The sequence below is a fragment of the Paenibacillus glycanilyticus genome (assembly GCF_030161375.1).
Lineage (GTDB): Bacteria > Bacillota > Bacilli > Paenibacillales > Paenibacillaceae > Pristimantibacillus > Pristimantibacillus glycanilyticus_B.
Map to the genome: position 1 here is coordinate 25,057 of NZ_BSSQ01000018.1, position 23,147 is coordinate 48,203.

Genomic DNA, 23,147 nt, shown 5'->3' on the forward strand with positions numbered 1-23,147 from the left:
TACCCGGATTTTTTGTTTTCATCCACTTTGCTGCGGGGAGACCGACCACATGTCGCTGCGATTGAATACGTTTACAAAAATAGTCGGCATCATCGTTTTGCTGCTCATTCCGATTATCGCCCTCTACTGGTTTTCGAATAAGACAAGCATGGACGTCGTGATGAACGAAGTGGAAATTTCCATGCACAAGGACTTGTCCTACTTCGCGGCCCAGACCGATAAAACGGCGGAACAGCTGGCGAAAAGCGGCCTTATGATAACAGAAGACATTAACGTCCGTACCCTCGAGTTTTTGGAGATAGCCACCCTATACGAACAAACGGATCAGAAGATTCGCATTGCCGACAAGCTTCGGCTCATTAATGCCTCCTCCGATTGGGATACAACGATCAGCATCTATGCGCCGGCCACCAACACCTTCGTTTCAACCGACTTCCATCTGGAATACGATAAAGATCTCGTAGCCAAAAACTATTCAAAGGTCTGGAAATATACCGAGAACGTTGCCCCTTATTATCAGAACAATCCAAGGTTTGTAAGGTTTCTAAGCGAGCCCTATGACAGCTCCGCCTCTAACGCGGGAGTTATCGTTGAAGTCAGCTTCGGGGCAGACGAATTAGTGAAAGCGCTCGATCGCTTCAAGGCGGGCAGCAAGGGAGATGTCTTCTTCAGCTCGCCGGACCGGAAGATTCTTGCGGTTAACGGCTCCGATACCGAACTGCAGAAGAAGCTGCTTGCCAAGGTGAATTTGGAAAAGCTGTCGGAATCGCAGTATACCCGCATTAAGCTTGAAGGCATCGAGTATACCGTCAACAGCGTGTACATGCCGGAGCTTGGCTGGTATGTTTTTGACTACTTGCCCATTGACGACGTTGTCCGGCCGATTACGGCAAACAGCAATCTCTTTTATATCTGCATCATCTTTCTCCTCATCGGCAGCACGATAGCGGCTTACATTCTGTACACGAACGTACAGGTTCCGATCCGGGAGCTGATCCGCGGCGTGAAAAAGCTGAAAAAAGGCGAATATCCAAAGCTGAAGGTGTTCCATCCAAACAGCGAGTTCCACTTCCTGCTCGTCAGCTTTAACGATATGGCCGTCCAGATCGAGCAGCTGATCCAGAACGTCTACCTCGAGCAGATCCGGTCGAGGGATGCCAATCTGAAGCAATTGCAATCGCAGATTAATCCGCATTTTCTCTATAACTGCTTCTCTCTTATCCGCAGTCTTACGAGACTTGGAGAGAAAGAGTCCGTCATGGAGCTGGCGCTGCATCTTAGCCGGTATTACAGGTATACAACGAGGTCCGAGAGACAACTCGCCTACCTGCGCGAGGAGGTAGAGCTGGTGAAAAGTTATCTGGCGATCCAGGCGATGAACGTCCAGGATATGACCTACGTCATTACGATCCCGGGAGCGATGGAAGAGCTTGAGATTCCTCGGTTAATCCTGCAGCCTATCGTCGAGAATGCCGTGCTGCACGGCCTTGAACCAATCGGCGGCGGCGAAGTGCAAATCATAGGCTCGCAAAATGACCGGTACAATATCATCACCGTAACCGATAATGGGGTTGGCGTTACCGAAGAGCAGCTAGCCCAGCTGAAGCTGCAAATGTCGATGCCGCCTACGGAAGACAAAGGCTGCGCTTTGTGGAATACGCGCCAGCGGATGCTGCTGCAGTATGGTCAGGAAGCCGGCGTTCGTCTTATTCGCGGCGATGACGGCGGGCTTACCGTAGAGCTCTATTGGCCAAATGATAGAGATTCATTATAGGAGGGAAATACCATGCGCCAACTACTCATTGTTGATGACCAATCGATTCTCGCCGACGATCTGGCAGACATGTTGCCTTGGGAAGAAGCCGGCATCGATATTGTCCATAAAGCTTATTCCGGCCCTGAAGCCATTGAACTTATGCATGAACATGCGATCGACGTTGTTATTACCGATATCCGGATGCCGGGCATGACCGGACTTGAGCTCATTCAGGAAATCAAGCAGAATTGGAAACATACGAAATGCATTCTCTTGTCCGGCTACTCCGATTTCGAGTATACCAAGCAGGCGCTTAAGCTGAAGTCCAGCGATTATTTGCTGAAGCCGGCATCCGACGACGAGCTGATGACCTCGGTCCGCCGCGCGATTAAGGAGCTTGAGCAGGAGTGGCTGGAGATCAGCTCCATGCAACGCGCCATGTACTCCCTGCGCGAGCAGCTGCCCAAGCTGAGAGAGTATTTGCTTCTAGATATAATAAGCGGCAAGCAGTCGCTGTCTCCGCAGCGCTTGTCCAAGAAGCTCGCAACCTATTCGGTTCCCTTCCAGGAAAACGACGATGTCCACGTCATGCTGCTTCGGATCGATGATGAGGATAAGCTGTATGATGACGGCGAGAGCGAAGCGTTAATCGATTACGCGCTCGCCAATATTGCGGAGGAAGTATTCGGGGATCAACTGGATATGTGGCATGGCAAAGATGTGAACGGGTTTATCGTGTGCCTCTTGAAAGCCACAGCAGGTTCGACCATAGCGAGTGATCTGGACGGCTGGATCGAGAGCCATGCCTTCCAGCTGCAGCATGTGGTGAAGTCCTATCTCAAGGTTGGCATCTCTATTCTGACGAGCAAGCGAGGCACCTTCCCGCAAGACGTAAGTCCTCTCTACCAGACTTCCATCACGAACTTCCGCCAGTTCGTCGGCAATGAACGGGAGATCTTCGTATCGCTGGCGAAGGAGCCGACACGCGGCACGCCGCAGCTGCTCGGGGAGTTGTACCGGCCTCCTTCCGTGCTGCAAATGCTGGAGTTAGGACAATGGGATGCCGCAAGCGACAAGCTTGAAGCGATTTTCCGGGAAATCGAAGAGGAATGGAACGGCTCCCAGGAGCATGTGCTCGAGGCCTACTTCTCTATCGCGGCTACGCTTGCGGCGATTGCCCATAAGAACAAAAAATGGCTGTCGGACATGATCGGCGAAGACTATCACGCATTTGCGAACGGCCGTCCGATCAACTCCGCCCAAGAGCTGCGGACTTGGACATCAAGGGCTATCGCTTCCTATCGGAATTCCGTACACTCAGAGGATAAGGATTCCCGCTCCGGCATTATCCGCAAAGTGCAGGAATTCATCCATAGCCACCTGGAGCAAGCTTCGCTTCATTCCATCTCGGCGCATGTTTATCTGAACCCTTCCTACCTGTCGAAGATCTACAAGACCGAAACAGGCGAAGGCATCAGCGAATACCTGCTGCGCGCCAGAATGGAGAAATCCGCTGAGCTGCTCACCCAAACCGAAGAAAAGATTTACGAAATCTCGGTTATGCTCGGCTACCAGAAGCCAAGTTATTTCATCCAGCTGTTCAAGAAACATTTTGGCATCACGCCGCAGGAGTACCGGAATAAGGTGACTAACTGATAGAGAGCTGTCCCCAAAGGGACAGCTCCTTTTTCGTAGCGGGTCGATCCTATAAGCGATTAATCTACCGATGGATTAGCAAAGATTTGAGAGGCACCATCGACTCTTCCGGAACGTAATACTTGAATTTGTTGTCGCTAATCTGTCCAAGCAGCTGGCGCCGGAGCGGCCCCGCTCCTTGCAGCAGTTCCTCCGACGCCGAATGATAGTCGATTGGACGCACCCAGAGCGGGCTGTAGCCAAGGAACAACTGTCTTCTAGTGAACGCGGAGCGATTAGGAGAGCCGGCATGCCACAGGTTCTGGGCAAAGACGAACACGTCGCCCGGCTTTCCGCACACTTGAACCTCGCCGTCAAGCTGTTGTCGCACATCCTTGTTATTAGGATTGTACGGCAGCTTGTGACTGCCCGGAATCACTTTCGTATTGCCGCGATTCGGCTCCGACATATCGCTTAGAATATAACAAACCTTAATATAATAGGTTGCCGTCAAGTCGTTAATGACAGGAAACTTCGGATGAGGACCGTCTTGATGCCAATCGATAAAGCTGCTCGTGGCGGTTTCCAGCTCGTTTGGATTCGGTTGTCTGATCGTAAGGTGAGAGATGTGAAGCTGAATGTTATAGCCAAGCAAATTAACGATTAATGGAAGAATGGCAGGCTGATCAATTAACTCTGCTATCTCGGCATGTCGTTCTACGCTGTTATAAATATTATGCGAAAGCGCTTCCGGTTCCGTCAAAACAATGTCGTCTATGGCGGCATTCAGACGGTTCACCTCATCCTGAGACAAAATACCCGGTATAATCAAATACCCTTGTTCGTGAAATTGCTCCATTAATTTCGGTAATTCCAAATGAGCTGTTGTCATCTTCCATACCTCCTACTTGTATTTCATTTAATTATATTTGTCTATCTGAATTGTTATAATGTAAGAGAAATCGATTTTACTTGTATATAATTTCACTCCAAGGAAAGGTGTTGTCGTCCAATGAATGAAGGTCGGCTTCGTGAGCCCGATCTGCAATACCACGTCTACGTGAAGGATACGCCCCAATTTCAGAAAACGCATGATACGTATGATCATTGGGCGATGTTTATCGTCGAGGATGGCGGTTTCGATTACAGAATGGGCAGCCAAAGCGGAAAAGCCGTCAAAGACGACATCGTACTATGCCCTCCTGATCTAACCTTCTACAGGCGAACAGACGGATTATCCTTTCATCTCATGGGTTTCCAATGGCTCAGTTGCCAAGAAGCCCCTCCGGATGCAGCGAATTTCCCGGAAATCGGCAAATTTCGGCTGTTGAACAACAAACGATTACAATCTACCCTCTCCCAATTTCGCGAAGCCCAGTACTTGCAAGCCGGCGTAGGTCATGCCTACAAGAAGCATCTTCTTAAAGATTTGCTTTATTTGCTTCAAATTGAACAAACCAAACAGCCTGCGAAATCATTGTTCAGCGAGAATCCCACTCTTCAGAAAGCCTTGCATCTGCTTCAGCAGCAAGCAGAATTCGGCTTATCCCTGAAGTCGGTTTCAGCGGAGCTTGGTCTTACCCAAGTACAGCTGACAAGACTGTTTGCACGCGAATTCCATATAACCCCTGGAGCTTACGCGGCTAATCTTAGAATGGACAAGGTGAAACAGCTTCTTGTTCACTCCACGCTTACCCTTGCCCAAATCTCCGAACATTGCGGATTTACCGACGAGCATCATTTGAGCAAAAGCTTCAAAAAGCTGTGCGGCGTGAATCCTTCTTCGTACAGAAAAACGCACAACGTATAAGAAGCATTAATGGTTCTGGCTACAAACGAAAAAAATAGCGGTGCACTTGGCACCGCTATTTTTTGAGATTTTCGGTTTGTATCAAACTATTTCACGGCTTCCGCTGACGCAAGCGCATCAAGGAAAGGCTGATGCATCTTGCCATTGGAAGCAACGACATTACGTACGCTAAGATTGTAAGTCTTGCCTTCGGTGTCCGTTACGGTACCGCCGGATTCCTGCACGAGCAGCGCCCCTGCCGCCAAATCCCAGCTGTTCAAGCCAATCTCCCAGAAGCCGCTTAACCGTCCGGCTGCCACATACGCCATATGCAAAGCTGCCGATCCGCCCGAACGAATGTTGCGAACCTGCGGCGCCATGGCCTGCAGCCCCTTCATGTTAAGAGGCAGCGCATAACCGGCATCTGCCGGGAACCCCGTCGCAATAAGGCTTGTTTTCAGCGTATCTTCGCCCGATACTTGCATCCGTTTGCCATGAACGTAAGCCCCTTTGCCTTTCTCGGCAATAAACAGCTCATCGCGCATAGGGTCGTAAACGACGCCAAGAATAACTTCGCCTTTATGGGCAAGCGCAATCGATACGACAAAAAACGGGAAGCCGTGCACAAAGTTAGTCGTGCCGTCAATCGGATCAACAATCCACAAATATTCCGCGTCGCTTACTTCTTCCAGCGCGCGGGCCGACGCTTCAGGTCCCGGTTCAACGCCTTCTTCGCCAAGGAAGGAATGATGGGGAAAATGCGTCAGCACTAGACGTCTAATCAACGTCTCCGATCCTTTGTCCACTTCCGTTACCAGATCATGAGCAGAATATTTTATATCAAGCTTTTCATAGTTTCCTAGCTTGGTCTTAATCCATTCTCCCGCTTTAGCCGCGCAATTGATCGCCACGGCGGCGAAGCTTTTGCCTCCGACGACGGTGCCCTGCTGATCACTTACAGTCACAGTCCATCACTCTACTCTCGTTATAATTTATAAAATGCTTTATTAATTGTATGTTTGTTTCTTATACGAATGACATCGCATACAAGTTTCGTACAAGTCGCAACAGGCAAAATATACACGTTCTATATTCTAAAAATATTACCGCAGTGTTAAAGCTCCGTCAAACCTTCGTAGATTAATTGCCCAGCGAGCAATAATAGAGTAATTCGGAGCAGCCAGAGCAGTCCTTTTCCGCTCATCCGCCCGGCGATCATCGCTCCCACCTTCCCGCCAATCCACGCGCCCGGCACAAGCGCAAGCACGATCCAATAATTGATCTCCCCAAGCCAGCCGTGCATCGCGCTCCCCAGAATCGAGGACAGAAATATAACAAACATCGAAGTAGCCGTTGCGGTATGCGGCGGAAAACGGAACAGCAGCACCATAAGCGGAACGAACAAGGAACCGCCTCCGATCCCGAACAATCCGGATATGAGGCCCACAGCAAATCCAATGGCTAGTGCGGGAACAATGGCATAACCGTACGTTTGCTCATGCCCTTTGGCATCAACGACGGTACGCTCTATCGGCCATTTCCGGTTGATTGGCTTCAGGTAATCCCGCGCCACAAGCAGTCCGGCCATGAGCAGCATAAACACGCCAAAGGACAGCGAGAATGCTCCGCCTTGAAGCTTGCCCGTCAGCGCCGATCCCAGCATGGCGGCAGGACCGCTCGTTATGAAGAACAACCAACCGCTCTTGAAGTCAACCAGCTTTTTCTTGGCGTAACTTAACGTAGAAGCAAGCGCCGTTACAATGAGCATCGTTAATGAGCTGCCCACAGCCGTAGCATGGCTAATCTCGCCGCCCGTCAGCTGGGGTCCCAGCAGCATAAGCACGGGCACGATAATAATCCCCCCGCCCAGGCCGACAATACTGCCGAACATGGCTGCCACTACGCCAAGCAACGCCAGAAGAATCCATTCCAACACGTTGATCACCGCTTTCTCTTCTTGATGCCGTTAACCTATGTATTTGCACAAAATAACACCGCCAAAATTGACGGTGTTATCGATCATGGCTCAATCTCTATTGTACTGCCGTCAAGAAACCGTATGCCGTTTCCAGATGCGGCTATTTCCTTAATATCCTCCATCAGCTTAAGCAGGGAGGCATCCTTCTGCTTCGCCTCAAGCATGCAGTCGATCCGCGGCGTTGCGGACGCAACACTGCGCAGAAATTGCAGCAGAGGCTCCGGCTCCAAGTAATCCGCATGCCCCCGGGGATCGGATAAGCTTTTTGGACTTGAAGCGTGAATTTTCGGCGGAAGCTCTCCCGCTTCAAGGCCCAGTCGTTGTTCCTCGATGCTCCAGGTCCGGGCAATCCGCGGCCATAAGCCCGCCGATAGCTCGTCCATCGTTATATCCCCGCTATTAACGGCATGATGATGAATATCGAGGACCATCGGTACGCCTACCGCCTCGGCAGCGGCCAAGGTTTCTCTTACGTCGAACGTTTTATCGTCGTTCTCCAGCGTAACCCGTTGCTTATGCCGTTCCGACAAGGCGCCGAATTGCTGGACGAACCGCTCGGCGGACAACTTTTTATCCCCGTAAGCTCCGCCCATATGGATATTGCATTTCGAAGTTTCCGGAAGCTCCATTGCTTCAAGCATGCGGATATGGTATTCAAGATCCCGCTCCGAATTCACCAGAACATCAGGCCGGTTCGTGCTGAACACGCAGAAATGATCGGGATGAAACGACGTTCTCATACCTGTCTTTTTCGCAAAGTCGCCAATCTCTTTCATCGCGGGCTTTAGGGCGGGGAACGGATCCCAATCCGCCAGCTCGTTATGCGTAGAGAGAGGAATCAGCTTGGACGAGAAACGGTACATGTGGATGTCATGGGCATTCGCATGCTTCATGACCCGAAGCGTGCTCCGCAGATTCTCTTCTGCGATGCGCTCAATCTTCCGCAATCCGGCTTCCCTGTCATTCAGCTTGCTAAAGTTCGCAAAGGTCATCGTCCGGGATGGCGAAGCGTTCTCTAGAATCATACTCATGGCGACAAAACCGAATCGGACGATCATAATGAATTATACCCTCTCTCCGAAAAACATCTCGTAAGCGAGAGCCGTCTGGATGCGCGCCTCCTCTTCATTCAGCTTGCGCACCAGTTCCATCTCCACTTCCGTCACTTCCTCGCCTTGGAAATTAATTTCCGCAATGGAGGCGAGTACGCGAACGATTGCAATCGCTTCGTTATTAGGCGTATAAGCGATTACTTTCTGGCCGGTCGGGAAGACGCGGAACCCGCTCTTCACCATTTTGCCCCTACCGTATTCAAGCAATTCATACAACTCTTGCTCCGATTTGAATTTGCACACGGAATTGAACTCTGTTGCGAATCCCATCTGTATCCCTCTATTCTTTATTAGTCCGACTTAACCGTTACGTTAATTACCGCCGCTACTTCCGTAATCTATGGTCTGTTTGTCGGCATAACGCTTAAACGCAAGTTCGATTAGCTTATCCAGCAAATCCTTATAAGGCAGTCCCGACTCCTTCCACATAAGCGGGTACATGCTGATCGGCGTAAAGCCCGGCATCGTGTTTATCTCGTTGATGAACAGTTGCCCGTCTGTCTTCCGAAGGAAAAAATCAACCCGCGACAGCCCCGCCGCGTCAATCGCCAGAAAAGCGCGCAGCGCCATGTCTTTCACTGCCTCAGCTGTCTTGTTCGGGATATTGGCCGGAATGTGAATCGTAGACTTTCCGTCCACGTATTTGGCCTTGTAGTCGTAGAACTCATTGGACGGCACGATCTCCCCCGGCACGGAAACCTTCGGGTCCTCGTTGCCAAGCACGCTTATTTCGATCTCTCTGGCGTCCACGAATTCCTCTACGATAACCTTGCGGTCGAACCGGAACGCAAAATCGACTGCGGCGATCAGGTCTTCGCGGTTTTTCGCTTTGGTTATGCCGACGCTTGATCCCAGGTTAGCCGGTTTGACAAAACACGGATACCCTAGCGCTACTTCGCATTCCATAATAAAAAAGGAGGCGTCCTTCTCCCACTGCGCCCGGTTGAAATAACGGAAGACGCATTGCGGCAGACCCTCGTAGGCGAACACTTTTTTCATCGTTATCTTGTCCATCCCGACAGCGGAGGCCAAAACGCCCGCCCCTACGTAAGGGATGTCCGCGATTTCTAGCAGTCCTTGAATGGTGCCGTCTTCGCCAAACGTGCCATGAAGCAGCGGAAAGACGACATCAATCGGCTGCCCCCCTCCCGCGCTGCTCCCGGACAAACAGTCCAATAGCGGAGCAAGAGGATGAACCGGCACGGGAGGCACAGGAGCCCCGTCAACCGGATCGAGCCGAAGCTCATCCAGCCCGGCAGGCTGACCGCCAAGCACCGGCCCGACTCTCCATTCGCCAAGCCTGGTAATATAAAACGGCGTTATTTCATATTTTGCGTAATCGAGCTCCCCCATCACCGCAAATGCCGTCTGCAGCGATACGTCATGCTCCCCCGACTTCCCTCCGTAAATCAACCCTAAGTGTACTTTCTTCCCCATAGGTATCCTCCGGTATGAGTAATTTTAGAAGTGGTCCGCAATATGAAAAAAACGGTAGTTCGTCTGCTCCGTCCATGCGTAGGAATCGCGGTAATCCCAGAAGCGGTGTCTGCTTGGCACCGTATTGGCGTTCACCAGCGGCATCCCTGCCGCATCGAAAGCCGTTATGATCGTGCTGTGCTGGTACCGGTTATCTCCGTTCCAATCGTACGTTATAACGTCGCCAAGCTGCAGCTCCTCCACCGATTGGACAACGGTAGCATGAAGGCCGGAATTGCGTTTGGCCGACAAATAATTGGTGAGCGCATTGGACACAGCCCAGCTGTAGCTCCACCATTCTTTGCCGCCGTTACGGCCTTTGTACCACCAGCCGCTTTCTCTTTTACCAGTATAGTTCATAGGCGCGTGGCCTGCAAAGAGACACTGGGAAATATAGTTAGTGCAGTTCACCTCGAACTCTTCATACGCCGGATTCCCTTCATTCCACCACCGGTCCGCATAAGCGGCCGCAAGCTCGCGCCGGTACGGGATTCCTTTTACCCGCTGTTTCAATTGCGGGAATTGATCGAGATTGAGAAACGGCGTTGAACGGTATACGGATGCTTCACGGAATTGATTGGCGATTTCTTCTTCGAGCAATCCATTGTATTCGTTCGCCCCAAACCTTGGCCTACGTTCGGCAATAACCGGTTCGATCCGGAATATGCGCCAGACGCCACCGGATAAAGCTAGCCATAATCGCTCGTATTCGGTTCTTTCCTCTAAATAATAAAGACCCGATTGCTCCATTTGTCTTTTGACGTGAAGCTTCACCAGAACAGACACTTCGGAGGAGGACTCATTCACCTTAACCAGTTCCGCTTTCGTCTCGCCGCGCGCCGGCAGCACGCCGCGGTAGAGGTCTCTTTCCCGCAGCCGTTCCAGCCGGTAACGCAGCCGGAGGCAGTGGTCCTTGTCATCTATATAATCTTCCATCGCCGCATAATGCTGATCTGTCTCCGCCTTATTGTACAAATTCACGTATTTGGATATGACCGACTTCCATTCGCTTGCCGTTTCTCTGCTCTTAACGCCGGACTGTTCGGCGGAACGGAGCAAAGAAGACAGCTTCAGCGTTGCTTGCTTGGAGGCGGTATGACCCGCAGACGGCTGGGCAGACTTTGTAGGTGCGGATTGGACGGACCGTTCGCCATGCCCCGTCAGGTTGCCCCGCTGCTGCTCATGCCGTGCATGATTGTCAGTAGGAGCTTCGAACATAACACGATGAGTTTCTGCCTCATCCGGCTTGCGTGTTGACTCGGACGGCCGGCTAACGCGGACTGCCGCCGGCTGGAGCACCAAAGCTTTGTTTGGCTTATTGGCACGACTCCCTGTTCGGTCTGATCGCGTGGACATGGCTACCCCTCCCATTCCTGTATTTGCTGGTTCATTATATGAGCAATTGTAAGATTTCATGTAACAATCGCCCAGGCGCTTGGGAACACTACCTGTGGGCAACTCGGATGTAACGGAACTTTTTACTTAAAACCAAAGTCAACGAAGTTATTTTCAGGAGGTAACAACATGACGAACAACCCTTTTGTCGAGCGCAGCACGTTGGATGCTGCCGGCAAAACCTATGTGTATTACCCGATCGCGGGGATGGAGAAGCAAGGGCTGGGCCCAATCTCAAAGCTTCCTTTCTCCATTAAAGTACTGCTTGAGGCCGCTGTCCGACAATTCGACGGACGGGCGATCACGGAGGAGCATGTCAAGCAGATCGCGGCTTGGGCGAACGGCCGGATAGATAAGGAAATTCCTTTTATTCCAGCGCGGATTGTTCTGCAGGATTTCACCGGCGTACCGGTTGTCGTCGATTTGGCGGCGATGCGGGATACCGTGCAGAAGGCAGGCGGCGATCCCAAGAAGATCAATCCGCTCGTGCCGGTAGACCTCGTTATTGACCACTCCGTCATGATCGATTCCTTCGGCAACGCGGATGCCTTCGAATACAACATCAAACTCGAATTCAAGCGCAACGAAGAGCGTTATCGCTTCCTTCGCTGGGCGCAGACCGCCTTCGATAACTTCCGGGCCGTGCCTCCCGATACCGGGATCGTTCATCAGGTCAATCTGGAGTATTTGGCATCCGTTGCGGCTACGAAAAAGATCGGCGACGACTTGGTTGTATTCCCGGACTCGCTTGTTGGTACCGACTCTCATACAACGATGATCAACGGTCTAGGCGTTGTTGGCTGGGGCGTAGGCGGCATTGAAGCTGAGGCCGGCATGCTGGGGCAGCCGCTTTATTTTGTTATGCCGGAAGTCATTGGTTTCAAGTTGACCGGCAGCCTTGCCGAAGGTTCCACGGCGACCGACCTTGCTCTTACCGTTACGCAGATGCTCCGCAAAAAAGGCGTAGTGGGCAAGTTTGTCGAGTTTTACGGCTCGGGCCTGTCGAATATCAGTCTGCCGGACCGCGCGACCGTTGCGAATATGGCGCCGGAATATGGCGCGACGATTGGCTATTTCCCGGTGGATGAGGAGACGCTTCGCTTCATGCGGGATACGGGCCGGGAGGAAGAGCAAATAGAACTGGTCCGCGCTTATTATCAGGCGCAAGACATGTTCCGAACGGATGAGACGCCGGATCCGGTGTTTACGGACACGCTCGAGCTCGATTTGTCCAAGGTTGTTCCATCGCTTGCTGGACCGAAACGCCCGCAAGACCGCGTCGAGCTCACGCATTTGAAGGAAGCTTTCAACGATATTATCAACTTGCCCGTTGAAAAAGGCGGCTATGGCTTAAGCGAGGAAAATAAAAACCAGCGGGTGAAGGTTCACCATAACGACGGCCGCGAGAGCGAAATGGCTACGGGTGCCGTGGTGATCGCCGCCATTACAAGCTGCACGAACACGTCCAACCCAGGCGTTATGCTTGGCGCGGGACTTGTAGCGAAGAAAGCGGTCGCTCTTGGCTTGAAAGTGCCTGCTTACGTGAAGACTTCCCTGACTCCGGGCTCGCTCGTCGTAACGGACTACTTCAACAAAGCCGGATTAACGGAATCGCTTGAAGCGCTTGGCTTCCATCTGACCGGCTACGGCTGCGGCACCTGTATCGGCAACTCCGGTCCGCTGCCAGACGAAGTGAGCAAGGCCATTGCCGATAACGACATGACCGTAGCTGCCGTACTGTCCGGCAACCGGAACTTTGAAGGCCGCATCCACGCGCAGATTAGAGCGAACTATCTGGCGTCGCCGCCGCTCGTTGTCGCTTACGCGCTTGCCGGAACGGTAAATATTGATTTGTCGAAGGATCCGATCGGCAAGGGCTCGGACGGCAAAGAGGTATATTTGAAAGACATCTGGCCAACGAACCAAGAGGTGCAGGAGGCTATCAAGACGGCTCTGCGTCCGGAAATGTTCCGCGAGAAATACGCCAACGTCTTCACGCAGAACGAGCGCTGGAACGCGCTCGAAGTGCCGAAGGGCGAAAGTTATGAATGGGATCCCGGTTCCACCTATATTCAGAACCCGCCTTTCTTCCAAAATCTCGGAGCGGATATCGGCGACATCGGGAATATCCCTTCGGCACGGGTACTGGCCCTGCTCGGCGATTCGGTCACTACGGACCATATCTCCCCTGCGGGTAACATCAAGTTGGACAGCCCGGCCGGCAGATATTTGACCGACCATCACGTTGACCGGGTCGACTTCAACTCTTACGGCTCCCGCCGCGGCAACCATGAAGTCATGATGCGAGGTACCTTCGCGAACATTCGGATCCGCAATCAGGTGGCGCCGGGAACCGAAGGCGGGGTTACCACTTATCTGCCAATGAATGAAGTGATGTCTATTTACGACGCATCGATGAAGTACCAGGAGGACGGGACCAACCTCGTTGTTATCGCAGGCAAAGAATACGGTACCGGCAGCTCTCGCGACTGGGCGGCAAAAGGGACGTTCCTGCTTGGCGTCAAAGCGGTTATCGCCGAAAGCTTCGAGCGGATTCACCGCTCCAATCTGGTGGGCATGGGCGTGCTGCCGCTGCAGTTCCTGGATGGACAAAGCTGGAAGTCCATTGGTCTAACCGGCCGCGAGACCTTTGATATAACAGGCTTGTCCAATGACATATTGCCAGGACAAGCGGTCCACGTCAAAGCAACCGGCGAAGACGGCAAAGTAACCGAATTCGACGTCAACGTACGCCTCGACTCCATGGTCGACGTCGATTACTACCGCAACGGAGGTATCCTCCAAACCGTCCTCCGCCAAATCATGTAAGTAGCTAATGTTCAAAAAAAGCGACTGTGCCAAGTAATTCAGCACAGTCGCTTTTCTGTTCCCTCTACAAAGGTTAATGGCAAACGAAGCATTTGAATGATTCTGGAGAAACGTAGTGGTCGCTTTTGTAAGAGAATTTCCACCTTAATCACATCTAATCAAAGAAATTCTCGAGCAATCGCGATCGGAAGAACATTCAATGCGGAGTTTGCCACTTTAACCTGATCATCATTCAATGCGGAGTTTGCCACTTTAACCTGATCATCATTCAATGCGGAGTTTGCCACTTAACCTGATCATCATTCAATGCGGAGTTTGCCACTTTAACCTGATCATCATTCAATGCGGAGTTTGCTACTTTAATCCGTACGTATGCGGAGTTTGCCATTAACCTTACTTTATCATGGTTCCCATGCGTTTCGCGGACTCGATCAGAACCGACGAATACTCGCGCATGGTCTCCATCGTCAGGCGGCTGGACGGTCCGGATACGGATAACGCCGCGGACACCTGGCCGTGTCTGAAGATGGGCGCAGCTAATGCCGCAACGCCAGGTTCGCGTTCTTCAAAGCTAGTCGCGTAGCCCTGCTGCGCAATTTCCTCTAATTGCTGTTTATATTGATCTAGGTCGATCGCGAGTAGCCAAGCAGGGTCGCCAAAAATCTGCTCTTGCACAAAACGGTCCGAATAAGCGATCAGCACTTTGCTTGACGCACCGGCATACAGCGGTAGCCTTGCGCCAACCGGCGCAACCCGACGCACCGGCTGATTGCTCTGGACCGCCTGGATCCGCACGCGCTCCGAGCCGTCGCGTACATAGATGCTAACCGTTTCCCCTAACCGGTCGCGCAAACGCTCCATCTCAGGCTGCCAGATGACGGACTGATCATCCGAACGGGATAGATGCGCGGATAACTCCCACATCCGCATCCCGAGATGATACCGCTCGGATGAGGGATCCCGCTCTACAAAACCCCGATCCTCCAGCGTGGCAAGCATGCGGTGGACGGTGCTTTTATGCAGGCCAACCTTCTCTGCGATCTCGGACATTGCCAGATTCGACCCCTCCGTGAAACAGAGCAAAATATCCAGCGCCCGCTCAACCGCCCGTACATTTGATTTGCCTTCTTCCATCCGGTCCGCCCTCCCTATTCCGCTCCCATTTGGTTTCGCACAATGAAACATATTATCACCCAGTATACCTTAATTAAACGAGAATGGTAAAGAAAAGATCTTTCATTACAGCCTGATTACAAATGATTAACATTACGTCGACATCAATTGACAGGCTTACCCTACGGGTCTACGATTAAAGTACTAGACGTGTAGAAGCGCTTACATAGTTTGTGGGGAGGGACAATGCGATGAGTACTACGATAATGACACCAATGCCGCTGGAAACCGGCTTTCCTCAAACGCTGCAGCCATTTCCGCTGGATGGCGGATTGCAGCAGCATCGGCCTAGGATAAAGACACGCAAACATTTCTTGATCGCACTGGCCGCTTCATTCACCGCTCTATGTTTGCTGCTTGTGGCTGTGTTTTACGGATACGTTGCCTGGATGTTGACCTATCCCTATGTAGCGCCGCTTACTTCGAACCCAAAGGCCGCTGCCGGCCTCGATTATGAAGATATTTTATTCCCTAGCGCAAGCGGTAAAACAACCGTAAGCGGCTGGTATGTACCCGCTTCGGATCATGATTCCGATACCGCTCTTGCAAGCTCTACCGCAGCGTCGGAGAGAACGGTCATCTTCAGCCACGGATACGGTGCGAACCGCGAAGAAAGCTGGGTGCCGATGTATGATCTCACCAAGCTGCTTCACGGGCTTCACTATAATGTAGTGCTTTTCGACTACGGCTACGCTTCCGAGAAATATAAAGCTCCGGCTACCGCAGGCATCGAAGAATCGCAGCAACTGCTTGCCGCTATCAACTTCGCCAAGTCGCGCGGGGCCGAAGAAATTGTCGTCTGGGGCTTCTCGATGGGAGCCGGCACGGCGCTCCAAGCTGCTTTGCAGACAAAAGATATCGATGCGATGATTCTCGACAGTACCTTCTTGGCAACGGCGGATACGATGTTCCACAACGTGACGCAAATATTGCCGCTTCCGAAGTTCCCGTCCAAGCAGCTAATTGAGCTGATGCTGCCGACATGGTCGGGCACGCACTTGAAGCAGGTACCGGTCAATCAAATATTAGCCAATTCCTTGGACATACCGGTGTACATGATGCACGGCACAAACGATGCCAAAGCACCTTACCAGCTAGCCGAACAAATTGCGGCGAAGCAGAGCAATCCGCTCTCCCGTTCCTGGATTGTCCCCGGCGGCCAGCATGAGATGCTCTTCCGGGCTTCTCCGACGGAATACATTCAGCGCGCGGCCTTATTCCTCGGGCAAGTTGATCAACAGTTCCAAGCCGAACACGAAGAACAAGCAGCAGCCTCCAAAGCTTAAGCATACCGCACTTATACCGATACAACAAAAGCCACTGCATAGCGCAGTGGCTTTTTCATTCGTATAGGACTCTATTGCTTGAGCAAGGACAGGAACTCCGAACGGAGCGCACTGTCGGAGAATACGCCGCGGACGGCAGACGTAACCGTCTTGCTGCCCGGCTTCTTCACGCCGCGTGCGCACATGCACAGATGCTCGCCTTCAACGACAACCATGACGCCTTGAGGCTTCAGCACTTCCTGCATAATGTCGGCGATTTGCGTCGTAATCCGCTCCTGCACCTGCAGTCTTCTCGTTATCGATTCGACCAGTCTCGCAAGTTTGCTAAGACCGGCGATTTTGCCGCTTGGAATATATCCGATATGGGCCTTCCCGAAAAATGGAGCCATATGATGCTCGCATTGGCTATAGTAAACAATGTCCTTTACGATGACAAGCTCTTCATGCTGCTCATCAAACGTAACGCCAAGTACTTCCCGCGGATCAGCTTCATAACCTGCAAAAATCTCTTCGTACATCCGGGTAACGCGAGCCGGCGTCTCAAGTAACCCTTCTCTTTCCACATCTTCGCCAACCAGCTTCAAAATTTCCTTCACGTGAAATTCTATCTGCTCCCGGTTGCGCGATACCGCCGTATTGACGTAGTCTTTCATTCCCGCCATGCGATTCACCTCTTCCGGCTACTACCAACCAACTGCGCTTATTTTCGTGGCATTTTTTGATTTTTCATCATTTGCTGTGCACGATTCATTTGCTGTTTGTTCAAGTTGTAGCCCATTTGTTTAGCCATTTTTTGAATCATTTCAGGGTCGTTTTGCATCTTCTCCAGCTGTTTGCGCAGGTAGAATACCCCGATGAAGAAACCGCCTGCAACCCCTACGATTAAAGTTACAATCGGAATAATGATGTTCCACATAATATAACCCAGCCCTTTCTATTAAACCAGCCTATTGTCTATAATGACCCCTATGATAGCATGTAAAGCGGGCATTCGCAAACGTCCCGCGGAAGTAATTTTTCCTAGCTTTCACGCGGGATCGAAGCTCCTTCTTCGGGTCTGTTCATGTCCGCCTCAAGGCTGGCAATCGCCCGCTCCAAATAGGCTTTTGCTTCCCCATCGGGTTCGCTTGGCAAGGCTTCCTTCAAAGCTTCCATCGCTTCGTCTCCGCCGATCCATCCAAGCGCCCAAGCGGCCGTTCCGCGCAATACCGGACGGGTATCGTCCTTCAGCACGCCAATCAAGTCCGGAACGGCGCTTTTGTCTTTGAAATTGCCAAGGCCGATAACCGCGTTTCGCTGAATCGGTTTCTTGCCGCGCCATGCGGAAGAAGTATGGCCGTAGCGGTCTTTGAATTCCCGGTTGCCGATCGTGAGGAGCGGCACGAGCAACGGCTTGACCAATTCCGGATCCGGCTGAAGCTCCGGCTGATGGGTCCAGTTCTTGCCCCGGTTCACCGGACAGACCGTCTGGCAAGTATCGCAGCCATATAGCCGGTTGCCGATCTTGCGCATATACTCGTCCGAGATAAATCCTTTGGTTTGCGTTATGAAAGAAATGCACTTATTGGAATCCAGCTGTCCCGGACCAACAAGCGCATCCGTCGGACAGGCATCGATGCATTTCGTGCATTCCCCGCAGCCCTCCGTAACCGGCGTATCCGGCTCAAACGGGATATTCGTAATCATCTCGCCAAGATATATCCATGAACCGAGATCCTCGCTTAAGATCGAGCAGTTCTTCGCGCTCCATCCAATTCCGGCCCGCTCGGCAACCGCCCTGTCGGACAAAGCTCCCGTATCGACCATGCTCTCGAATCGTGCTTCCGGTACCCGTTCCTGGAGCCATGCCTCAAGCTTCGCCATTCTGTCCCGCAACACCTTATGATAATCCTCGCCCCAAGCGGAGCGCGACAAAATACCGCGTCTTGCTCCCGGCTCCGACTTGGGGGGATTAGACAATTTAGCAGGATAAGCGACCGCAATTGCTATTATGGATTGCGGATTATCGAACAACAAAGCCGGATTTGTCCGTTTGTCCAAATCCGGCTCTTCGAAACCCGACTCGCGGCCAAGCTCGCGATGCCGGACCAGCCTTGTTCTCAGCTCCGTGAACGGATCAGCGGAAGCAAAGCCAATCTTATCGATGCCAAGGCCCCGCGCCGCTTCCCGCAATTCTTCTTTTAATCGTGCCCAGCGGCTGTCCATTAGCATCTAAGCTCCCTTCCACTGTGTATCCAAAGCTATAATCGTTTAATCGCTTCGCGGGCAAGCTCGTCGCAGCGGTTGTTCCACTCGTTGTCGCTATGCCCTTTCACCTTGATATATTCCACCTGATGACGCTTCATCAGATCCCATAACGTTTTCCACAAATCTTGATTCTCAACCGGCTCATTCTTGCTGTTCTTCCAGCCATTGCGCAGCCAGCCGTGAATCCAGCCTTTCTGAAAACAATTGACGACATAAGCAGAATCGCTATAAACTTTTGCCTTGCATGGCTCCTTCAGAAGGCTCAAAGCTTCAATAACAGCTTGAATCTCCATCCGGTTGTTGGTCGAGTGCTTCTCGCCTCCGGAAAGTTCTTTCCGATGAACGCCGTAAAACAAAACGGCCCCCCAGCCGCCTGGCCCGGGGTTCCCGGAGCAAGCCCCGTCCGTATAGATCGTTACTTCTTTCATCTACGGTCCTCCTAATAAGAATGACTTCGTATGTATCTGCTTATAGAAATACGAATGGAGGATTTATAACGCTTTTGCCTGCTTCAGAGGCCATAAAATAAAATCCGCTCTCCCGTGTATCATAGACCTCGGAACGGTACCGAATATTCGGCTGTCCTTGCTCGCTCTCGCGTGGCGGTTATCTCCCATTACGAAGTATTGCCCCTTCGGAACGATTACAGGCATAAAGTCCAGATCCTCGATCTCGACGTTTGTATATTTCTCAGTTACTTTAACTCCGTTACGGTAGAGCTCTTTATTGTAGATTTCAATGCGGTCCCCTGCAACGCCAACAACCCGCTTCACGAGAAAATCCTTGTCACCGCCATAAGCGGACGGATCCTCGAGAATGACGACATCCCCAAGCTTTGGATTCCCGATCAGGTAAGCAGCCTTGTTCACGAACAGCCACTCCTTGTCCAGAAGCGTAGGCTCCATGGAATGTCCCTCAACCGTAGACAGATTAAATACGAACAGATGAAGCACCATCACGATCAGAAAAGAAATCGTAATCGTTTTTACCCATTCCAGCAATTCTCTGACCCATCGCGACTTCGCCTTGGCGCCTTGCCTGGCAGAATCCTTAATTTCCGAAGGGGAAACACTCATCTAAGCTTAGCCCTCACTTTCCCCGCAAGCGCTATGCCAGTCTGCATAGTAGCCTTGGACAATCTCGTCATGGAAAGGAACCGCTCCCTCGTCCATTCGTTTGAGCAGGGCTGCGAGTCCTTGCTGAACCTTGTCCTCCACCATTTGCGGATAATGGTACGCCAGCTTGTGCATCTGGTACTCGTCCTGATCTACCACGTAACGGTTGCCTTCGGTCGTGCGGATCACATCCAGGTCGTAATCGATATAAGTAAGCACATCCCCCTGCATATAAGGAGGAGACGCAATATTGCAATAATAACGAATGCCGCTGTCTTCAAGAAGCGCTACGACATTAAACCATTCGCCAGGAATAAAGAAGGATACCGCAGGTACCCGGCTAATCCATTGCTTGCCGTCGGATTCCACTATAGGCGTCTGACGATTTATGAGCACAATGATGTTGTTATCCCTGTGCACAGGGGCAAGCCGGTCCATCGGCACAAGGTAATTGCGCTGCCAGGTTCGGTGAATATGACCGTCGTGTTTAAAGCTTTTGATAACGCAATGCCGATAAATGTCCATGACGCCTCTCCTTACTTATTGTGAAACGAGCCTGAGGTAGCCTCAATCGTAGTTCCAAACAATAGTCCTTTTAAATAGAAAAGCATATCTGACCGCCAAAAGCAATGGCGATGCAGATATGCCCTGCACATAATGGCTAATTGATCGGCGGAAAGCCGCTTAGCCTGCTACAATACTTAATTTTTGAAATGAACGGAAAAAGTCGTTCGAAGCATATCCCATCGCTTCGTATAACGGCAATACCGGTTCATTATGCTCGTCGGCGGTAATTAATATTTTGGAAACGTTGCGCTGCTCGAAGCGCTGCCTCAAAGCTTCTATAAGTGCCTTACCAATTCCTTGGCGCCGATAATCTGTATGAACAGCGATACGATAGTAATAACCTTTGTTATTATCGATTGTGCCGATGATCATACCAACAATTTCGGACTCTTCGACAGCGACAAGTACAAGCTCACTGTCCCATGACAATTGACGCGCAAAAGCTTCCATCGTTTGTTCGTAACACTCTTCAGACAATACATCCTCGAGGAGTGTAGTAACCGGTCTGTAGTCAGACAACTGGAAGGAACGAACGTTCATTAATTATACACCTTCTATACCTTGTCATAGTGCTGCATTTATATATTTTACGACATTTTCAAACGAAATCCTGCCTTTCTCTTAAAAAAAACTTAAAAATTTTAAAGAAATTTGCGAAATTACGTTGAAAACGCTTTATTTTAAGCGCTTACATGGACTTTTTTATCATTTACGTGAATTAGGGCCTGTTTTCTACCGTTTTTGCATATTTTTGAGCTTTCCGTGATATTCTACTTCTCGTATGTCATTGTCCGCTAACGGTCGACTTTTGCAACATTAATGTTGATTTATGCACTCGGATAAGGGATAATATGAGAAGAGTTTTACATAACCTAATTTATGGGAGGCTGTTAATTATGGCTCATCAATTACCTGCATTGCCTTATGCTAAAGACGCTCTTGAACCTCATATCGACGCGCTGACAATGGAAATCCACCACGGCCGTCACCACAACGCTTATGTAACAAACCTGAACGCTGCTCTTGAACAAGCTCCTGAGCTGCAAGAGAAATCCCTGGAAGAACTGCTGGCTAACAACCTGGCAATCGTTCCGGACGCAATCAAAACAGCTGTCCGCAACAACGGCGGCGGCCATGCTAACCACTCCCTGTTCTGGGAAGTTATCGGTCCTAACGGCGGCGGCGCTCCAACTGGCGCACTGGCTGCGGCAATCGACAGCGAACTGGGCGGTTTCGACGCGTTCAAAGCTGAATTCGCAAAAGCAGCTACAACTCGCTTCGGCAGCGGCTGGGCTTGGCTCTCCGTTAAAGACGGCAAGCTGAAAGTATCGAGCCTGCCTAACCAAGACAGCCCGATCTTCGAAGGCGAAACGCCTATCCTTGGTCTGGACGTTTGGGAGCATGCTTACTACCTGAACTACCAAAACAAACGCCCTGACTACATTGCAGCGTTCTGGAACGTTGTGAACTGGGCTGAAGTTAGCAAACGTTACGAAGCAGCTGTTTAATAGGCAGTTGTTTGACAAACAAGGCTGTCCCTTTTGGGGCAGCCTTGTTTTATTTTTGTTAAGTGCCGCTTGAGTAATTCTGCTTCGTGCACACGGATAGGCATCCGCCGCATAAGATGGATGAGGATGAATGCCTAATCTGTCATACGAAGGAGTCTGACACAGCGCATGAGTAGCTATACTTATAAGTATATCGAAGGGAAAGGCAACAACTCCGTTGTAAGCAATTGCGGATGTGGCGGTACACGCATGTTAATGCCTGGACCTCCTCCTCCGCCACCGGGACCGGGACCAGGACCAGGACCAGGGCCAGGGCCTGGACCGGGACCAGGACCAGGACCAGGGCCAGGGCCTGGACCGGGACCGGGGCCATTCCCGCCAGGGCCGGGGCCATTCCCGCCAGGGCCGGGGCCGTTCCCGCCAGGGCCGGGGCCATTCCCGCCAGGGCCAGGGCCGTTCCCGCCAGGGCCGGGGCCGTTCCCGCCAGGGCCGGGGCCATTCCCGCCAGGGCCGGGGCCGTTCCCGCCAGGGCCGGGGCCATTCCCGCCAGGGCCGGGGCCATTCCCGCCAGGGCCGGGGCCGTTCCCGCCAGGGCCGGGGCCGTTCCCGCCAGGGCCGGGGCCGTTCCCGCCAGGGCCGGGGCCGTTCCCGCCAGGGCCAGGGCCATTCCCGCCATTTCCTCCGCAGCCCGGACCGGCCTATGTAACAGTTGTCATTAACGGAGGACGTTTCTTCCCGAACGTAACAAATGTTTACCGGGTACCGTTCCGTCCAGGCATGAGCATTCGTGGCGCTCTTGCCGCAACCGGCGTCGTACGCTTCTCGTTTAACGGACAGATCGCTTCTGTCAGCGGCATTCCAATCGGCGGACCTATTCAATCCATTCTTCGCTTGAATGGCCGCGTCATTCCGCAAACCCTGCTAACGTTCCCCGTACAGCGGTTTGACACTGTCGCAATCGATCTAACGTTCAATATAACCGGACGCTCGGAAGAAGATGAATTGTCGCAAGAGCTCACCGATATCGCCCACCTCAACGTTGCCGAGCATTTTGCCACCTACGACCCGGAAGACTTATAAAGACCATAAAGCTGTAAGGCTGTGACCAGCCTTACAGCTTTATTTTTTGGGGTTCTTCTCCCCATTAGCGTGAAGCGGAGCAGTGCGCTGTACAAAATACAGCATATCGGACCAAAAAGGGGCGAGGTCTCCGATATAATGCACGGAATACAGCATATTATCGATTCAGCACCAAAAAATAGCTATAAATGGGTAAAATCC

22 protein-coding genes are annotated in these 23,147 nt (G+C 51.7%); 7 read left to right on the forward strand and 15 right to left on the reverse strand.

Features of this window, described 5'->3' with window-relative positions; all coding sequences use genetic code 11:
• The first annotated feature begins 49 nt into the window (after nt 1-49).
• Nucleotides 50-1,774 carry a sensor histidine kinase gene (locus QQK89_RS22660; RefSeq protein ID WP_284240960.1) on the forward strand — a complete coding sequence of 575 codons (1,725 nt, stop codon included), beginning with the start codon at nt 50-52 and terminating at the stop codon, nt 1,772-1,774.
• Between the two features lie 12 nt (nt 1,775-1,786).
• A complete protein-coding gene (locus QQK89_RS22665; RefSeq protein WP_284240961.1) occupies nt 1,787-3,412 on the forward strand; it encodes a response regulator transcription factor in 1,626 nt (541 codons plus the stop codon).
• Between the two features lie 64 nt (nt 3,413-3,476).
• Here the strand turns inward: QQK89_RS22665 and QQK89_RS22670 are convergent, their stop codons facing one another.
• Nucleotides 3,477-4,283: a phytanoyl-CoA dioxygenase family protein gene (locus QQK89_RS22670; RefSeq protein WP_284240962.1), complete on the reverse strand. Its 807-nt coding sequence runs from the start codon at nt 4,281-4,283 to the stop codon at nt 3,477-3,479.
• Nucleotides 4,284-4,403: 120 nt separating this feature from the next.
• On the opposite strand from QQK89_RS22670, the gene QQK89_RS22675 reads away from it, so the two are divergent.
• Nucleotides 4,404-5,201 carry a helix-turn-helix transcriptional regulator gene (locus QQK89_RS22675; RefSeq protein ID WP_284240963.1) on the forward strand — a complete coding sequence of 266 codons (798 nt, stop codon included), beginning with the start codon at nt 4,404-4,406 and terminating at the stop codon, nt 5,199-5,201.
• An 86-nt stretch (nt 5,202-5,287) separates the two neighbouring features.
• On the opposite strand, the gene QQK89_RS22680 is transcribed toward QQK89_RS22675, so the two are convergent.
• The 6 genes from QQK89_RS22680 to QQK89_RS22705 form a co-directional block, all read right to left on the reverse strand.
• Nucleotides 5,288-6,145, reverse strand: coding sequence for an inositol monophosphatase family protein (locus QQK89_RS22680; protein WP_284240964.1), 858 nt, complete (start codon nt 6,143-6,145; stop codon nt 5,288-5,290).
• 149 nt (nt 6,146-6,294) lie between these two features.
• Entirely contained in the window at nt 6,295-7,116 is an 822-nt protein-coding gene (locus QQK89_RS22685) for a sulfite exporter TauE/SafE family protein (RefSeq protein WP_284241199.1), read from the reverse strand.
• An 83-nt stretch (nt 7,117-7,199) separates the two neighbouring features.
• Nucleotides 7,200-8,216, reverse strand: coding sequence for a UV DNA damage repair endonuclease UvsE (gene uvsE / locus QQK89_RS22690; RefSeq protein WP_284240965.1), 1,017 nt, complete (start codon nt 8,214-8,216; stop codon nt 7,200-7,202).
• Nucleotides 8,217-8,222: 6 nt separating this feature from the next.
• Nucleotides 8,223-8,540: a hypothetical protein gene (locus QQK89_RS22695; protein ID WP_167278765.1), complete on the reverse strand. Its 318-nt coding sequence runs from the start codon at nt 8,538-8,540 to the stop codon at nt 8,223-8,225.
• A gap of 42 nt (nt 8,541-8,582) precedes the next feature.
• Entirely contained in the window at nt 8,583-9,707 is a 1,125-nt protein-coding gene (locus tag QQK89_RS22700) for a D-alanine--D-alanine ligase (protein ID WP_284240966.1), read from the reverse strand.
• Nucleotides 9,708-9,731: 24 nt separating this feature from the next.
• Nucleotides 9,732-11,102, reverse strand: coding sequence for an amidase domain-containing protein (locus QQK89_RS22705; protein ID WP_349816740.1), 1,371 nt, complete (start codon nt 11,100-11,102; stop codon nt 9,732-9,734).
• 168 nt (nt 11,103-11,270) lie between these two features.
• Here QQK89_RS22705 and acnA point away from each other — a divergent pair, with 168 nt between their 5' ends.
• The gene (acnA, locus tag QQK89_RS22710) at nt 11,271-13,970 is read left to right on the forward strand and encodes an aconitate hydratase AcnA (RefSeq protein ID WP_284240967.1); all 2,700 of its coding nucleotides are present in this window, start codon (nt 11,271-11,273) and stop codon (nt 13,968-13,970) included.
• Between the two features lie 393 nt (nt 13,971-14,363).
• Here acnA and QQK89_RS22715 read toward each other — a convergent pair whose 3' ends face one another.
• Nucleotides 14,364-15,104 (reverse strand): IclR family transcriptional regulator, encoded by a 741-nt coding sequence (locus QQK89_RS22715; RefSeq protein ID WP_284240968.1) that lies wholly within the window; start codon nt 15,102-15,104, stop codon nt 14,364-14,366.
• A gap of 230 nt (nt 15,105-15,334) precedes the next feature.
• Between QQK89_RS22715 and QQK89_RS22720 the strand changes: the two genes are divergently transcribed.
• A complete protein-coding gene (locus tag QQK89_RS22720; RefSeq protein ID WP_284240969.1) occupies nt 15,335-16,429 on the forward strand; it encodes an alpha/beta hydrolase in 1,095 nt (364 codons plus the stop codon).
• Nucleotides 16,430-16,500: 71 nt separating this feature from the next.
• On the opposite strand, the gene folE is transcribed toward QQK89_RS22720, so the two are convergent.
• The 7 genes from folE to QQK89_RS22755 form a co-directional block, all read right to left on the reverse strand.
• Nucleotides 16,501-17,091, reverse strand: a complete 591-nt coding sequence (folE, locus tag QQK89_RS22725) for a GTP cyclohydrolase I FolE (RefSeq protein ID WP_284240970.1) — start codon at nt 17,089-17,091, stop codon at nt 16,501-16,503.
• 38 nt (nt 17,092-17,129) lie between these two features.
• Nucleotides 17,130-17,345: a YneF family protein gene (locus tag QQK89_RS22730; protein ID WP_284240971.1), complete on the reverse strand. Its 216-nt coding sequence runs from the start codon at nt 17,343-17,345 to the stop codon at nt 17,130-17,132.
• Between the two features lie 104 nt (nt 17,346-17,449).
• On the reverse strand, nt 17,450-18,634 hold the full coding sequence (gene queG / locus QQK89_RS22735; RefSeq protein ID WP_434481746.1) for a tRNA epoxyqueuosine(34) reductase QueG: 1,185 nt from the start codon (nt 18,632-18,634) through the stop codon (nt 17,450-17,452).
• 35 nt (nt 18,635-18,669) lie between these two features.
• Complete coding sequence (gene rnhA, locus QQK89_RS22740) at nt 18,670-19,104, reverse strand: ribonuclease HI (RefSeq protein WP_284240973.1); 435 nt, start codon at nt 19,102-19,104, stop codon at nt 18,670-18,672.
• A 63-nt stretch (nt 19,105-19,167) separates the two neighbouring features.
• The gene (lepB, locus tag QQK89_RS22745) at nt 19,168-19,752 is read right to left on the reverse strand and encodes a signal peptidase I (RefSeq protein WP_284240974.1); all 585 of its coding nucleotides are present in this window, start codon (nt 19,750-19,752) and stop codon (nt 19,168-19,170) included.
• Nucleotides 19,753-19,758: 6 nt separating this feature from the next.
• Nucleotides 19,759-20,316 (reverse strand): DUF402 domain-containing protein, encoded by a 558-nt coding sequence (locus tag QQK89_RS22750; protein WP_284240975.1) that lies wholly within the window; start codon nt 20,314-20,316, stop codon nt 19,759-19,761.
• Nucleotides 20,317-20,475: 159 nt separating this feature from the next.
• Nucleotides 20,476-20,898 carry a GNAT family N-acetyltransferase gene (locus tag QQK89_RS22755; RefSeq protein WP_284240976.1) on the reverse strand — a complete coding sequence of 141 codons (423 nt, stop codon included), beginning with the start codon at nt 20,896-20,898 and terminating at the stop codon, nt 20,476-20,478.
• A 356-nt stretch (nt 20,899-21,254) separates the two neighbouring features.
• Between QQK89_RS22755 and QQK89_RS22760 the strand changes: the two genes are divergently transcribed.
• Together QQK89_RS22760 and QQK89_RS22765 are read left to right on the forward strand one after the other, a co-directional pair.
• Nucleotides 21,255-21,866 carry a superoxide dismutase gene (locus tag QQK89_RS22760; RefSeq protein WP_284240977.1) on the forward strand — a complete coding sequence of 204 codons (612 nt, stop codon included), beginning with the start codon at nt 21,255-21,257 and terminating at the stop codon, nt 21,864-21,866.
• A gap of 168 nt (nt 21,867-22,034) precedes the next feature.
• Nucleotides 22,035-22,946, forward strand: a complete 912-nt coding sequence (locus tag QQK89_RS22765) for a hypothetical protein (protein WP_284240978.1) — start codon at nt 22,035-22,037, stop codon at nt 22,944-22,946.
• Nucleotides 22,947-23,147 lie beyond the last annotated feature (201 nt).

What these genes read in the sequence shown, in the direction of transcription:
- QQK89_RS22660 (WP_284240960.1), top strand. Translation starts at nt 50, where the DNA reads ATGTCGCTGCGATTGAATACGTTTACAAAAATAGTCGGCATCATCGTT.
- QQK89_RS22665 (WP_284240961.1), top strand. Translation starts at nt 1,787, where the DNA reads ATGCGCCAACTACTCATTGTTGATGACCAATCGATTCTCGCCGACGAT.
- QQK89_RS22670 (WP_284240962.1), bottom strand. Translation starts at nt 4,283, where the DNA reads ATGACAACAGCTCATTTGGAATTACCGAAATTAATGGAGCAATTTCAC.
- QQK89_RS22675 (WP_284240963.1), top strand. Translation starts at nt 4,404, where the DNA reads ATGAATGAAGGTCGGCTTCGTGAGCCCGATCTGCAATACCACGTCTAC.
- uvsE (WP_284240965.1), bottom strand. Translation starts at nt 8,216, where the DNA reads ATGATCGTCCGATTCGGTTTTGTCGCCATGAGTATGATTCTAGAGAAC.
- QQK89_RS22695 (WP_167278765.1), bottom strand. Translation starts at nt 8,540, where the DNA reads ATGGGATTCGCAACAGAGTTCAATTCCGTGTGCAAATTCAAATCGGAG.
- QQK89_RS22700 (WP_284240966.1), bottom strand. Translation starts at nt 9,707, where the DNA reads ATGGGGAAGAAAGTACACTTAGGGTTGATTTACGGAGGGAAGTCGGGG.
- QQK89_RS22705 (WP_349816740.1), bottom strand. Translation starts at nt 11,102, where the DNA reads ATGTCCACGCGATCAGACCGAACAGGGAGTCGTGCCAATAAGCCAAAC.
- acnA (WP_284240967.1), top strand. Translation starts at nt 11,271, where the DNA reads ATGACGAACAACCCTTTTGTCGAGCGCAGCACGTTGGATGCTGCCGGC.
- QQK89_RS22715 (WP_284240968.1), bottom strand. Translation starts at nt 15,104, where the DNA reads ATGGAAGAAGGCAAATCAAATGTACGGGCGGTTGAGCGGGCGCTGGAT.
- QQK89_RS22720 (WP_284240969.1), top strand. Translation starts at nt 15,335, where the DNA reads ATGAGTACTACGATAATGACACCAATGCCGCTGGAAACCGGCTTTCCT.
- folE (WP_284240970.1), bottom strand. Translation starts at nt 17,091, where the DNA reads ATGGCGGGAATGAAAGACTACGTCAATACGGCGGTATCGCGCAACCGG.
- QQK89_RS22730 (WP_284240971.1), bottom strand. Translation starts at nt 17,345, where the DNA reads ATGTGGAACATCATTATTCCGATTGTAACTTTAATCGTAGGGGTTGCA.
- queG (WP_434481746.1), bottom strand. Translation starts at nt 18,634, where the DNA reads ATGGACAGCCGCTGGGCACGATTAAAAGAAGAATTGCGGGAAGCGGCG.
- rnhA (WP_284240973.1), bottom strand. Translation starts at nt 19,104, where the DNA reads ATGAAAGAAGTAACGATCTATACGGACGGGGCTTGCTCCGGGAACCCC.
- lepB (WP_284240974.1), bottom strand. Translation starts at nt 19,752, where the DNA reads ATGAGTGTTTCCCCTTCGGAAATTAAGGATTCTGCCAGGCAAGGCGCC.
- QQK89_RS22750 (WP_284240975.1), bottom strand. Translation starts at nt 20,316, where the DNA reads ATGGACATTTATCGGCATTGCGTTATCAAAAGCTTTAAACACGACGGT.
- QQK89_RS22755 (WP_284240976.1), bottom strand. Translation starts at nt 20,898, where the DNA reads ATGAACGTTCGTTCCTTCCAGTTGTCTGACTACAGACCGGTTACTACA.
- QQK89_RS22760 (WP_284240977.1), top strand. Translation starts at nt 21,255, where the DNA reads ATGGCTCATCAATTACCTGCATTGCCTTATGCTAAAGACGCTCTTGAA.
- QQK89_RS22765 (WP_284240978.1), top strand. Translation starts at nt 22,035, where the DNA reads ATGAGTAGCTATACTTATAAGTATATCGAAGGGAAAGGCAACAACTCC.